Source organism: Kribbella sancticallisti, from assembly GCF_039530625.1.
GTDB classification, from domain to species: Bacteria; Actinomycetota; Actinomycetes; order Propionibacteriales; family Kribbellaceae; genus Kribbella; species Kribbella sancticallisti.
The window spans coordinates 355,979-369,035 of the sequence record NZ_BAAAOS010000019.1; the positions used below are offsets into that span (position 1 = coordinate 355,979).

Below are 13,057 nucleotides of genomic sequence, written 5' to 3' on the forward strand. Positions count from 1 at the left end.
GATGGCGACCGAGACCATTCCCCTGCTCAGGAAGACAGCAGCCGTTCGGAGCCCAGTCAGCTGGGTTCGTCGCGGCGGCCTGAGCACCCTGGTCTTCCTGCTCCCGCTGCTGATCGTGTTCGGGGTGTTCTCCTGGATCCCGATCGGCCGGGCCGTGGTGATGAGCTTCCAGGAGACCAACCTGGTCACCCCGGCGACGTTCGTCGGCCTGCAGAACTTCCAGGACGTCCTGGCGGACCCCCTCCTCTGGACCGCCGTCAAGAACACCCTGTACTTCGCCCTGCTGGCCTTGCTGTTCGGCTACCCCGTGCCGCTGGTCGCAGCAGTCCTGATGAGCGAGGTGCGTCGCTTCAAGGGTCTCTACAGCGCTCTGGCCTACCTGCCGGTGGTGATCCCGCCTGTAGTGGCCGTGCTGCTCTGGAAGTTCTTCTACGACGCCAGCCCCAACGGAGTGTTCAACACGATCCTCGGCACGGTAGGGCTCGGTCCGGTCTCCTGGTTGCAGGACTCGGGCAGTGCGATGCCTGCGCTGGTTCTCGAGGCAACGTGGGCCGCTGCAGGAGGCACGGTGATCATCTACCTGGCCGCACTGACAGGTGTCTCCACTGACCTCTACGAGGCGGCTGAGATCGACCGGGCCTCCATCTGGCGCAAGATCTGGCACATCACCCTGCCGCAACTGCGAGGCGTCCTGCTGATCACGTTCATTCTGCAGATCGTGGGGACGTCGCAGGTGTTCCTGGAGCCGTTCCTGTTCACCGGCGGCGGTCCGGCGAACTCCACGATGACGATCCTGCTGCTCATCTACGACTACGCGTTCGCGAACAGCCTGGGCGGGGAGTACGGCGCCGCGACCGCCTTGAGCATCATGCTCGCCGTCGTTCTCGGCATCCTCTCGGCCGTGTACTTCCGGTTGACCCGGTCCTGGAGCCGCTCATGACCCGGGGCATCCTCTCCTCGTCCGACTGGCGCCGCCCTCGCGTACGCCGTACGGCGCTGGGCGTGCATGTCGTGCTGCTGGCTCTGCTGTTCGTGGTGGGTCTCGGGCCGATGCTCTGGTTGGCCAAGGCCGCGATCACCCCGACTCAGGACACTCTGCGCGCACCACTCGCGTTGTGGCCGAACGGGATCGACTGGGCGAACCTGGCGACCGCCTGGTCGCGAGTGGAGATCGACAAATACTTCCTCAACACCGTCGTACTGGCGGCCGGCTCCTGGTTCGTCCAGTTGCTGGTGGCGACCACTGCCGGCTACGCCCTGTCCGTACTGCGACCGCGGTACCGCAAGGTGCTCACCGGGGTCGTCCTGGCGACCTTGTTCGTCCCGTCGGTGGTGCTGCTGGTCCCGCTGTATCTCACCATCGTGGATCCGCCGTTGCTCAAGGCCTCGATGATCAACTCGTTCTGGGCGGTCTGGCTGCCGGCCGGGGCGAACGCGTTCAACATCCTGCTGGTGCAGCGGTTCTTCGACAATCTGCCCAGGGAGGTGTTCGAAGCCGCTCGGGTCGACGGCGCCGGGCCGTTCCGGATGTTCTGGTCGGTGGTGCTGCCGATGTCCAAACCGATCCTCGGAGTGGTCTCGGTGTTCGCGATCATCGCGGCCTGGAAGGACTTCCTCTGGCCGCTGCTGGTGCTGCCCGATCCTGATCGCCAGCCGCTGTCCGTCCGGCTACCCGCGCTGCAACAGTTCGTCGAGCTCGATGTGTTCCTGGCGGCACTCGCGATCTCGACGGTGATTCCGGTGGCGCTGTTCCTGCTGTTCCAACGGCTGTTCCTGAAGTCCAACGCCCTCAGTGGTGCAGTCAAAGGTTAGTTTCCGCCCCGTTTCGCTGACAGAAGGGCTCCACAGTCATGCCCAAAAAGAGGTTCGTCGCGCTCTTGGCCGCACTGCTGGCCACTTCCTATCTGTCTCCAGCATCAGCGGCCGGCTTCACGTCGATCGTCGAGGCAGAGAACGCCACCCGCAGCGGAGGAGCGGTCGTAGAGACCAATCACTCCGGATACAGCGGCTCAGGTTTCGTCGGTGGTTTCACTGATACGAACAAGGGCACGGCAGCGGTCACAGCCTCTGTGTCGGTCCCTTCAGCAGGCAGCTACAAGCTCTCTCTGAGGTACGCGAACGGCACCGGCTCTGCCAAAACGCTGTCGCTCTACCGCGCCGGCACGAAGGTTCAGCAGGTCACCTTGCCGCCGTCAGCATCTTGGGACGCGTGGGCAGACCTTCAGACCACGCTGACCTTGCCGTCGGGGTCCAACTCCCTCAGCTACCGCTTCGACTCCACAGACTCGGGCAACGTCAACCTGGACAAGCTGACGGTGACCGACACACCCGCGCCTGCCGAAGGGACTCTGGAAGCAGAGTCGGCGACGCTGTCCGGGGGAGCGGTGGTAGCGACCGACCACCCGGGCTACAGCGGCTCGGGCTTCGTCGGCGGTTACACCGACGCCAACAAGGGCAACGCGGCAACCACCTTCTCTGTCACCTCGCCCAAAGCGGGCTCGAGCACTATCACCCTGCGGTACGCGAACGGGACCGGCGCAGCCATGACGCTGTCCCTCTACGCCGGAGGCAGCAAGGTACGGCAGATCAGCCTGCCTGCCACCGCCAACTGGGACACCTGGGGCACTGCTGCCGAGGCCGTCCCCGTTGTCGCCGGTGCCAACAGCATCGCCTACAAGTTCGACAGCACGGACTCCGGCAACGTGAACCTCGACAACATCACCGTCGCCGCACCCACCGACCCACCGCCGTCCGGCGGAGCAGCACTGGAAGGCTCCTTCCTCTCCGGCGGCACCACAGTCGGTACTGCGATCGCCGGGTACGCCGGGACCGGCTACGTCACCGGGTTCACCTCAGTGGGCAGTCGCGCGATCCGGACCGTGAACATCACCGCGGCAGGCAACGCGACCACCACGCTTCGCTACAGCAATTCCAGCGGCAGCACGAAGACCCTGAGCGTCTACGCCAACGGTGTGAAGGCAGGTCAGGTCTCCTTACCTGTCACCAGTGGCTGGTCGACCGTGCAGCAGACCTTGCCACTCCGCGCGGGACTGAACCTGGTCGGCTACCAGTACGACAGTGGCGACAGCGGGAACGTCGCACTCGACGACTTGGCTGTCATGGGATCTGCTGCGCTCGCTACGAGAGGCGCGACGGTTCCGTACACGGAGTACGAGGCTGAGAGCAGCAGTACGAACGGTGTGGTCATCGGCCCGGACCGGACCTACCGCACTGTGGCGTCCGAGTCGTCGGGGCGTCGTGCCGTGCGGCTAGACAACGCTGGTAAGTACACGCAGTTCACCCTGACCAAGCCGGCCAACTCGATCGTCGTGCGCTACTCCATCCCCGATAACGCTGCGGGGACCGGGATCACGGCGCCGCTGGGTGTCTACGTCGGGGGCTCGAAGGTGAAGGACCTCCCGCTGACGTCCGCGTACAGCTGGGTCTACGGCCTCTACCCGTTCCCGAACGACCCGGGACTGGGCGGCGGTCACCGCTTCTACGACGAGGTCCGCTCCACGCTGCCGTCGTACCCGGCCGGTACGGTCCTGCGGCTGCAGAACGACACGTCGACGCCGATCACGATCGACCTGATCGACACCGAGGTCGTCGCGCCCGCGCTGACGATGCCGGCCAACTCGGTGGACCTCACGGCGTACGGCGCTGTGTCGGGTTCTGGTGACGACACAGCAGCCTTCAACGCGGCGATCAGCGCGGCCAAGTCCGCCGGGAAGACCCTGTGGATCCCGGCCGGCACCTTCGACCTGACGGCGCGGGTCAACGTCGACAACATCACCATCCGCGGCGCGGGCATGTGGTACTCGACGATCCGCGGCAACGCCGGCCGCGGCGGCTTCTTCGCGACCGGCGGCAACGTGCAACTCGCCGACTTCTACTTCGCCGGCGACGTCCGGTACCGCGACCCGGACGGCTCGGTGACGACGGACGCGGCGCTGGAGGGCAACTTCGGCACCGGCTCGCTGATCCACAACGTCTGGCTCGAGCACTCGAAGGTCGGCCTCTGGGCGAACAGCGGCACCAACGGCCTGTACGTCGCCGGCGTGCGCATCCGCGACATGTTCGCCGACGGGCTCAACCTCAACACCTTCAGCGGCGACGGCAGCCCGGTCAGCAACAGCCGGGTCGACCAGAGCGTCTTCCGCAACACCGGTGACGACGCGATGGCGATGTGGTCGTTCAACAGCGCGGTCGCCAACTGCGCGTTCACCTTCAACACCGCGACCCTGCCCGCGCTGGCCAACACCGCCGCGATCTACGGCGGCAACGGCAACCGGATCGAGGACAACCTGCTCTCCGACACGGTCTACACGGCGGCCGGCATCACCGTCAGCACGTGGCACTCGGCCCAGCCGTTCAGCGGCACCACGGTCGTCCAGCGCAACACGATCACCCGGGCCGGTGGCTTCAACACCGACTGGAACAGCAGCCAGGGTGGTCTGTGGATCTACGCCGAGGCCCGGGAGATCACCGCGCCCGTGCTGGTCAAGGACGTCGACATCATCGACAGCACGTACCAGGGCATCTCGATGAGTTGGCAGAAGAACGTCACCAACCTGACCTTCGACAAGGTGAAGGTCCAGAACACGGGCACCTACGGCATCGACATCCAGGTCGCGGGCAGCGCCACCTTCAACTACGTGACCGTTTCCGGCACCGGCTCGGGCGGACTCAACAACGCCTTCGGTTTCAACCTCATCCGGGGCCCCGGCAACTCCGGCTTCTGACCGCCCCCTCGACCACCCGGTCCCGCGGCACCTGCCCGCCGCGGGACCGGGTCCCAACTGCAGCGAGGGCGGCGATGCCGACGGCGGTGGCGGCGGCGAGCAAAATGTCCCGGCCGCCGCCGTTCCCGAGCAGACCGGCTGCCGCACCAGCCAGCGAGGCCGCGCCGATCTTCAGGCTCGCAATGGTGACGAAGACCTGAGCACGGAGGTCAGCCGGCGCGCGTTCTGACGACACGCCTCCATCGCAGCGGCCAGGAAGGGCCCGTTCACCAGCCCCACCAACCCGAACGCCACCAAAGCCAACTCGTACTCCGGTGCGGCAGCCGCGCCGACTAGGAAGAGCCCCATCGCCGCCAGACACCACCCGGCTCGTCTGAGCGGTGGACCCGTCGGAGGACGCGCCGCAACCAGGAGCGACCCGATGAGACTGCCGGCGCCGTACGCGGTCAAGAGCAGACCACCCGAGCCGGGGGAGTGCTGTACCGCAGTACTGAGGAGTGGGGCTGCTACCGGGAAGATGCCCGTTCCCAGGCCTGCGAAGACGAAGCACCAAGCCACTCTCTTCAGTTGCCGGTCGCCCAGGAACAGGCGTAGTACGCCACGGCTCTTGGAACCACCACCAGAGGTCTCGAGTGCAGGCAGGGTGAGCGTCACGACAGCCGAGGCCAAGGCCGTGGCGCAGAGGATGAGTACTGCTGTGAGCGGACCGGCGTGAACCGCGAGGAGACCGGCAGCAGCCGGCCCGGCGATGGTCGCCACGCCCCAGGTTCCTGTGTCGAGGGCAATCGCCCGCCGGGAGCTGAGGCGGCTGCTGAGGCCTCCTCCGAACAGGGGACCAGCACAGCCGGCCACCAGCACGACTGCCACGACTACGGCCAAAGGCGCCCGTCCTAGCAGCATTGCCGCACTGCCGAGGGCTACGGCGTACGTGACGAAGCCCAGCGCCAAGGTGCGCCGGCTGTCCCGGCCGCGATCCAGCAGGCGCCCGATGAGCGGCCCCACGACATGCGGCAACGTGAGAGCACCAGCCAGCACTCCGCCAGCGGCCACTCCGCCATACACACTGACCGCAAGCAGGACCAGCCCGATCGCCGCGCCGTCATTCGCCCCGCGGATCAGCACGGCTGCCAGTAGATAGCGCGATAGCCCGACTGTTTCCTCCGTAACCCGTTTCACCGGAATCATGTTTCCATCAAAAGGCACTTGACCGGAAGTGGACGCGTGTCGTCGGCCGGCCGGCGCGATCCGGCAGAATGGCGACCGATCGGTGAGGACCAGAGCAGGGGAGTGGGCAGTGGCATTCGTGCCGGGCGAGGTCGTGGCAGCCGCGGATCCGCGGATCGTGCTGGAAGGCCAGTGGGGGCAGCAGCCGGGAATCGCCACCACGGTGAACTCCGGGTCGCGGATCTCGTTCACCTTCAACGGCGAGCGGGTCCAGGCGCTGTTCGACGTGGACGGCCTGACCGTCCCGCCGCACCTATGGATCTCCCTGGACGACGGCGAGCCCCGGCTCTACGTCGTCGACCAGCCGGTGATCGAACTGGCGGCCGAGCGCGGGCAGCACAAGGTCGAGATCGTGGTGAAGGACGTCAACGAGCACGCGAACCGGTGGAACCCGCCGTTCGGCTGCGCCGTGGTCTTCGCCGGGCTCGTGCTCGACCAGGACACCCGCTTGCGATTGAGCGGACGCCCCGGCGGTCCCCGGCTGGAGTTCTACGGCGACTCGATCACCCAGGGAGTCCGCTCGCTCAGCGCACACCCGGAGTCCGACGGCGCCGACGGCAGCAAGTCGTACGCGTACCTGACCGCCCGCGCCCTCGGCGCCTCGGCGTACCAGGTGGGGTTCGGGCGGCAGGGGATCATCAAGCCGGGCAACGGCGAGGTGCCGCCGGGGACCGAGTCGTTCGGCTGGAACTACGCCGGCTCACGGGCCGAGCGGGTGGAGCAGCCGGATCTGGTGGTGCTCAACCTCGGCGTGAACGACGACACGCTCACGGCCGCGCAGTACGGCGACTACCTGCGGCGGGTGCGGGCGGAGTACGGGGACAGCAAGATCGTTGCTCTGAGCCCGTTCAGCGGGAAGTACGCGGACGAGATCGAGGCGGCGGTGAAGCTGGTCGGCGATCAAGGCATCCGGTACGTCGGGACCGAGGGCTGGATCACCGAGGACGACTGCACCGACCGGGTGCATCCCTCGGTCGAGGGTCACGCCAAGATCGCCGCCCGCCTGGTCGAGGAGCTCAAGGCCGACCTCGGCAGGTAGTTGTCGCGAGGACCCGCGGGAACGGTAGTTGCCCCCATGCCCCTCGGCGCGCACGATGGGCAGATGGCGACCACTGACTTCGGCAGCGTCGACGAGTACATCGCGTCGTTCCCCGAGGACGTCCAGGAGATCCTGCAGCGGGTGCGGCAGACGATCCGGGCGGTGGTGCCGGACGCGGGGGAGAAAATCAGCTACCAGATGCCGACGTTCACCCTCGACGGCAAGAACCTGGTCCATTTCAGCGGCTGGAAGAAGCACATCTCGATCTACCCGATCCCACCGCTCGATGACGTGCCGGCGAAAGAGATCGAGCCGTACAAATCCGGCGAGGGCACGCTGAAGTTCCCGCTGAACAAGCCGATCCCGTACGACCTGATCGGACGCCTCGCCGAGGCCTTCCTCGCGTCACGCACGCAGTAACTCCACCGGGTCGGCCGACGGCGGCGCGCTCAGCGTCCAGTCGCTGAACTGCTGGGTGAACAGATACCAGAGCCCGTCGGAACCCAGCCGGAGTTGAAGCCGCTCCGCGGTGATCCGGTTCCCTTCGACCGACAGCGGGGCGGCGCCGGGCCGGTACGTCGTCAGCGCCTCTCGGCCCTCCGCGAGGGTCGCTGGGTCGACGTCGAACGGCTCGGCGACCGCAACGGCGAGCCCTCCCGCGCCTCCCTCCCGCCAAGCGACCGCCCAGTTCGTCAGCACCCGGGCAGATTCCCCCGCCCGATGCGCGAGGTCAGCCAGGCCTGACGTACCGAGCAGGCCGGCGGCCCGCCGAGCCAGATCCTCGTCGCGCGTGAGCCCGAGCCCGCCGTCGCCGTCACCCGACGCCAACTCCCACGCCCGCCGCGCCGCGTCCGTCGCCAACGCGACCAGATCCCGCCCTTCGACCCCCGACTGCCGCGGCGGCTCCAGAACCAGTACCGCGGTCGGCGCCCCCGGCTGACTCAACGGCCTCGGTGGCACCGGCACCGCCGCCGGCTCCCGAGCGAACGCCGCCTTCGCCAGTACTCCGCTGGGCCGCGTCTTGACCGCGGGATGATCGCCTCCGGCCGACCGACGCGATCGCAGAGCCGACAGCAACTCGTCCTTCTGGCGCCCGCGCAGCAGCAACAGCTCGAACGGGTCGTCGTCCAACGCGTCCGCGATCAGGTAGCAAACAGCGGCCGAGTGCTTGCAGGGCACGGCGAAGTCCGGGCAGTTGCAGTCGGTCCGCACCTCACCGGCGTCCGGTAGCAGTTCCAGGCCGGCGGCCTGCGCGTCGTCGACCACCTCCGGCGGAAGTTCCCCGTCCAGCAGCGCCGCGACCCGCCCGATCTGAGCCGACACCACGTCCAGCACGGCGTCCCACTCGGCATCGGTGAACGCCCGGATCTTCACCGTCACCTGGTACGGCGTGAGCCGGCTGCCTTGCACCGACGCGGTCACCACGCCGGGATCGACAGTCAGCTCCAGCACACTCCCGCGCCGCGCATACGACCGCCCACGCCCCAGCCGATTCGGATCCAGCCGTGCCCGATGCTCCAACGCGTCCAGCCAGGCCTTGCCCCACCAGGTGGCCCCGAACGGCCGTCGGCTCCCCGGTCCCTTGGCCGCGGGCAGACCCGCGTTCTCCCCGTCCCGCTGCCGCCACCCCTGCCACGGCGTCCGCTCGTTCATTCGCCCTTCCCCACAGCAGAAGGGTTGTAGGCACTCGCCGCCCCCGACTTCGCGGGCGTGGTCGACAGCTCGACGAGTTCCGTGAGCTCGGTGTCGGAGAGCTCGCTCAACCAGGCCTCGCCGGAGCCGACCACCGCATCCGCCAGGTCACGCTTCGCCGCGAGCACCGTCGAGATCCGGTCTTCCAGCGTGTTCTCGGTGACCAGTCGATGCACCTGAACCGGCCGGTCCTGGCCGATCCGATAGGCCCGGTCCGTCGCCTGATCCTCGACCGCCGGATTCCACCAGCGGTCGTAGTGCACGACATGAGTCGCCTTCGTCAGCGTCAGCCCGACCCCGCCGGCCTTCAGCGACAGCAGGAACACCTGCGCCTCGCCGGCCTGGAACTGCTCGACCAGTTGCTCCCGCTTGCGCACCCCGATCCCACCGTGAAGGAACAACGTCCGCACCTGCCGCGCCGCCAGGTGCGACTCGATCAGCCGGCACATCTCGACGTACTGGCTGAAGATCAGTACCGACTCGCCCTCGGCCAGGATCACGTCGAGCAACTCGTCCAGCGCGGCCAGCTTCCCTGAACGCCGGGGGAGCGGCCCGTGTTCGTGCAGGAACTGCGCCGGGTGGTTGCAGACCTGCTTCAACTGCGTGAGCAGGCTCAGCACCAGCCCGCGCCGCGCGATCCCCTCGGCCTCCTCGATCTTCGCCAGCGTCTCCTTCGCGACCGCCTGGTACAGCGTGGCCTGCTCCGCGGTCAGCGGTACGACGACGTCGTGCTCCGTCTTCTGCGGTAACTCCGGCGCGATGCCCGGATCGCTCTTCTTCCGGCGTAGCAGGAACGGCCGGGTCACCCGCGCCAGCCGGGCGGTCGCCTCCTCGTCGCGGTACCGCTCGACCGGCACCGCCACGTCGTGCCGGAACCGGTCCAGCGTCCCGAGCAACCCCGGCGCGGCCCAGTCGAGGATCGACCAGAGCTCGGACAACCTGTTCTCCACCGGCGTACCGGTCAAGGCCAGCCTGGTTGCCGCAGGCAACGTCCTCAGCGTACGGGCGGTCCGGGACAACGGGTTCTTCGCGTGCTGCGCCTCGTCCGCGACCGCCAGTCCCCAGAAGATCTCGCCGAGCACTCGATGGTCCTGACGCACCACCCCGTACGTCGTCAGCACCACCTCGTCGGCCACCAGGTCACTCAACGATCGCCCGGCGCCGTGGTACCGCCGGCACGGCACGTCGGGCGCGAACTTCGCCAGCTCCCGCTCCCAGGTCCCGAGCAGCGTCGACGGGCACACCACCAAGGTCGGCCCTCGGCCACGCTTCGACAGATGCAGGTGCAACGCGATCACCTGGATCGTCTTGCCCAACCCCATGTCATCCGCGAGGCAGCCGCCGAACCCCAGCTCCGCAAGCTGCGCCATCCAGGCGACACCCCGCCGCTGGTAGTCCCGCAGCGTCGCCCGCAATCCGACCGGCTCGGTGAACGGCTCGGGCTCCTCGGCGACACGCAACCGATCCACCATCGTCTGCAGCGACCCGTCCGCATCGAATGCGACCAGCTCACCGTCGATCTCGAGCGTCCCGGTCAACGCCGCCGCGAGCGCCTCCGCACCCGTGAGCTTCCTCGAACCACCGCTGCGGAGTTTCCGTACCAAGTCCTGGTCGATCCGCACCCACCGGCCGCGCATCCGGATCATCGGCCGCTTCGCCTCGGCGAGCGCCGCGATCTCGGCCTCGGTCAGCTCCTTGCCGTCGAGCGTCGGCCGCCACTTGAATGCCAGCAGATCCGTCAGGTTGAAGTCCGGCCCAGTTACCGCGCCCGGAGTCGGTGTGGCTTGCACGGCGCCCCGCAAAGCCAACTCACCGGCGAACAACTCGGCCGGCCACAACACCTCGATGCCGGCGCCATCCAGCGCGTCACTGTCGCCGGCGAGCTCGTCCAGCGCCTGATCGTCGACGGCGACCTCGGCCGGCGCCGCGTCCTTCAATGCCGCTCCGAGCGGCGGCCACACCCTGGCCCCACGTCGCAGCGCCAGCAGCAGATCGGTCTCGGCCCGCTCCCCAAGAGCAGCCAGTACCGCGGCCGGCGCGTTCCACACGTCCGCGACATCCACGAGCAGGCTCGGGTCTACTCCGCTTCGCAGTTGGAGCACGGCTTTGAACTCGGAATCGTCCTCCGGCGGCTCGATACGCAGTACGAGGCGAGCGCCTGCCTCCTCGCTCAACGCGGTCTCTTCCAGCCACGCCGTGGACCCGGTCAACTCCCGCGGCTCCACCTCCGCGAACGAACCCGCACCACCCCGTACTGCGACGCCTGCCGCCGGCGTCCGCACCAACGTGTCCGCCAGCGCATCCCAGAACGCCCGAATCAGCTGCTCCGGCTCCACCAACCGCAACGGTCGAGACCCCTCAACCGCCAGCGCATGCCCGTACGCAGGCATCGCCGCCGCCAGCCTCTTCAACCACCCATGATCCGCCGGATCCAACGGCGCCACCCGCCAAGCCCCAACCCCCGAGTCAGTCCGATCAGGCACCAACCGCCCCCGCCCAATCAACCCCACCCCCGCCCAAGCCGCAGCCGCCCAAGCCCGCCAACTACCCGACACCTCGCCCGCCCCCGCCGACGCGCCAACCCCCAACCGCCTCGCGTGCCCTGCGCTTTCCCTGAGCCGCACATCCGAGCCAGCGCCCGGCTCTTGCCCATCAACCAGCTGCGTCAGCAGCTCCAGCCCCTCCGACACGGTCAGCACCCGGGCGGGGACTTTCACCCGCCTGACCTGTTCGCCGCGCGGCAGCACGAGCTCGACCTTTCCGTCCGCCTCGCGGGCACCCAGATCGCCGTACAGGACCAGCCGGCCCGCCCGCGGCGGGTCAGCGGGCAGGAACACGACCTCCGACACCCCTCGCAGATTACCCATCCCCACCGACAGTCCCGACTTGACCTGAACTCAAGTTGAGGTTGCAGGCTCGACTCCACCAACGAACACGGACTGGAGTGAAAGATATGCGCGCAGCAGTAGTGACCGAGTTCGGCGGACCGGACGTCATCCAGACCAAGGAGTGGCCGGCTCCGGTCGCCTCGAACGACCAGGTGCTGGTCGACATCGAGATCAGCGACATCATCTTCGTCGAGACCGCGATCCGGCAGGGCGAGCACGGCGGGTTCTTCGACGTGAAGCCGCCCTACGTCCCCGGCAACTCCTTCGGCGGCACAGTCCGTTCCGTCGGGCCGAACGTCCCCGAGGAGTGGATCGGCAAGACAGTGCTCGGCCGCACCCTCGACTTCGGCGCGCACGCCGAGCAGGCCATAGCGCCGACCGACAGCCTGATCGAAGTACCGCAGGAGCTGAACCTCGAGACAGCGGTCGCCGTCTTCGGCGACGGGTTCACCGCGCTCCTCCTCGAGCAGCTCGCACCCGATCTGCAGGGCAAGGAGGTCCTCATCACCGCGGCGGCCGGAGGCATGGGCGTGCTGCTGGTCCAGTTGGCCCGCAAAGCCGGCGCCCACGTGATCGGAGCGGCCCGCGGCCGAGCCAAGCTCGACCTGGTCAAAGCCCAGGGAGCCGACGTAGTGATCGACTACTCCCAGCCGGGCTGGGAGAAGCTGGTGTTAGAGGCAACCAACGGCCGGGGCGTCGACGTCGTCTTCGAAGGCGCCGGCGGCACGCTCGGAGCCGCGGCGTTCACGACCGTCAAGGACGGCGGCTGGTTCTCCGCCCACGGTGCGCCGAGCGGCGGCTTCGCGGAGTACGACCCGGCCGAGGCGGAGCGGCGCGGCATCACGGTGAAGGGGATCATGGATCTTCGCGCCGACAGCCGGGAGATCACCGTGAGCGGGGCGGACGTGATGGACCGCGTCCAGCGCGGCGACCTGATCCCGGTCATCGACCGCACTTTCCCGCTCGATCAACTCGGTGCCGCGCACGCCGCGATCGAGAACCGCGAACTGCTGGGCAAGGCGCTGCTCCGGGTTAGCTGACTGGCCGGTCAGGGCACCGGGCAGAGCGTTGGGCGGGGAGTCCCTCTGGAAGGAGCGAAGATGTCCGTCACGCTGAACAAGAAGGCCTTCGACCACGCCAAGGGCCTGATCTCGAAGGGCCAGACCCGGCTGGACGAGCACGACGACTGGAGCGAACACGCGCCGACCGCCGACCAGGAGAACGAGTACGTCGACAAGCACGGCTGGAACGACTACTCGCTGTGGTATCTCGGGGTCGACGACGAGATGGGCGAGGAGACGAAGGGCCGGTACAAGTTCCCGTACGGCGACTTCCGCCGGGTGCACCGCTGCGGCGTGATCAGCGCGGAGTCACGGGCGGCCCAGAACGACTACGACGACATCAAGAACGCCGTCGTAGAACTCCACAAACGCCTCGACGGCGACCACGCCTGACCAAACAACAGCGCC

10 protein-coding genes are annotated in these 13,057 nt (G+C 68.0%); 7 read left to right on the top strand and 3 right to left on the bottom strand.

Translation table 11 applies throughout. From position 1 onward, the window contains the following. Position 1 precedes the first annotated feature (1 nt). The 3 genes from ABD255_RS16040 to ABD255_RS16050 are packed head-to-tail and all read left to right on the top strand — an operon-like array spanning position 2 to position 4,745. A complete protein-coding gene (locus ABD255_RS16040; RefSeq protein ID WP_344214511.1) occupies positions 2 to 940 on the top strand; it encodes a carbohydrate ABC transporter permease in 939 nt (312 codons plus the stop codon). Further along, positions 937 to 1,812, top strand: coding sequence for a carbohydrate ABC transporter permease (locus ABD255_RS16045; protein ID WP_344214513.1), 876 nt, complete (start codon positions 937 to 939; stop codon positions 1,810 to 1,812). Before ABD255_RS16040 ends, ABD255_RS16045 begins: the two co-directional genes overlap by 4 nt. Before the next feature lie 38 nt (positions 1,813 to 1,850). Then, complete coding sequence (locus tag ABD255_RS16050; protein WP_344214515.1) at positions 1,851 to 4,745, top strand: CBM35 domain-containing protein; 2,895 nt, start codon at positions 1,851 to 1,853, stop codon at positions 4,743 to 4,745. Between the two features lie 171 nt (positions 4,746 to 4,916). Here the strand turns inward: ABD255_RS16050 and ABD255_RS16055 are convergent, their stop codons facing one another. Continuing rightward, positions 4,917 to 5,921: an MFS transporter gene (locus ABD255_RS16055; RefSeq protein ID WP_344214517.1), complete on the bottom strand. Its 1,005-nt coding sequence runs from the start codon at positions 5,919 to 5,921 to the stop codon at positions 4,917 to 4,919. A gap of 118 nt (positions 5,922 to 6,039) precedes the next feature. On the opposite strand from ABD255_RS16055, the gene ABD255_RS16060 reads away from it, so the two are divergent. Further along, entirely contained in the window at positions 6,040 to 7,008 is a 969-nt protein-coding gene (locus ABD255_RS16060) for an SGNH/GDSL hydrolase family protein (RefSeq protein ID WP_344214519.1), read from the top strand. A gap of 63 nt (positions 7,009 to 7,071) precedes the next feature. Further along, positions 7,072 to 7,428, top strand: coding sequence for an iron chaperone (locus tag ABD255_RS16065; protein ID WP_344214521.1), 357 nt, complete (start codon positions 7,072 to 7,074; stop codon positions 7,426 to 7,428). On the opposite strand, the gene ABD255_RS16070 is transcribed toward ABD255_RS16065, so the two are convergent. Both ABD255_RS16070 and ABD255_RS16075 read right to left on the bottom strand, forming a co-directional pair. Continuing rightward, positions 7,414 to 8,661: an SWIM zinc finger family protein gene (locus tag ABD255_RS16070; protein ID WP_344214523.1), complete on the bottom strand. Its 1,248-nt coding sequence runs from the start codon at positions 8,659 to 8,661 to the stop codon at positions 7,414 to 7,416. The genes ABD255_RS16065 and ABD255_RS16070 overlap by 15 nt on opposite strands. Then, on the bottom strand, positions 8,658 to 11,567 hold the full coding sequence (locus ABD255_RS16075) for a DEAD/DEAH box helicase (protein ID WP_425554427.1): 2,910 nt from the start codon (positions 11,565 to 11,567) through the stop codon (positions 8,658 to 8,660). The genes ABD255_RS16070 and ABD255_RS16075 overlap by 4 nt, the downstream gene beginning before the upstream one ends. A gap of 86 nt (positions 11,568 to 11,653) precedes the next feature. On the opposite strand from ABD255_RS16075, the gene ABD255_RS16080 reads away from it, so the two are divergent. Next, a complete protein-coding gene (locus ABD255_RS16080; protein WP_344214527.1) occupies positions 11,654 to 12,628 on the top strand; it encodes a zinc-binding dehydrogenase in 975 nt (324 codons plus the stop codon). 60 nt (positions 12,629 to 12,688) lie between these two features. After that, positions 12,689 to 13,042, top strand: coding sequence for a hypothetical protein (locus tag ABD255_RS16085; RefSeq protein ID WP_344214529.1), 354 nt, complete (start codon positions 12,689 to 12,691; stop codon positions 13,040 to 13,042). Positions 13,043 to 13,057: the final 15 nt, after the last annotated feature.

Coding starts and splice junctions, on each gene's coding strand:
- ABD255_RS16040 (WP_344214511.1), top strand. CDS start 2: ATGGCGACCGAGACCATTCCCCTGCTCAGGAAGACAGCAGCCGTTCGG.
- ABD255_RS16045 (WP_344214513.1), top strand. CDS start 937: ATGACCCGGGGCATCCTCTCCTCGTCCGACTGGCGCCGCCCTCGCGTA.
- ABD255_RS16050 (WP_344214515.1), top strand. CDS start 1,851: ATGCCCAAAAAGAGGTTCGTCGCGCTCTTGGCCGCACTGCTGGCCACT.
- ABD255_RS16065 (WP_344214521.1), top strand. CDS start 7,072: ATGGCGACCACTGACTTCGGCAGCGTCGACGAGTACATCGCGTCGTTC.
- ABD255_RS16070 (WP_344214523.1), bottom strand. CDS start 8,661: ATGAACGAGCGGACGCCGTGGCAGGGGTGGCGGCAGCGGGACGGGGAG.
- ABD255_RS16075 (WP_425554427.1), bottom strand. CDS start 11,567: ATGGGTAATCTGCGAGGGGTGTCGGAGGTCGTGTTCCTGCCCGCTGAC.
- ABD255_RS16080 (WP_344214527.1), top strand. CDS start 11,654: ATGCGCGCAGCAGTAGTGACCGAGTTCGGCGGACCGGACGTCATCCAG.
- ABD255_RS16085 (WP_344214529.1), top strand. CDS start 12,689: ATGTCCGTCACGCTGAACAAGAAGGCCTTCGACCACGCCAAGGGCCTG.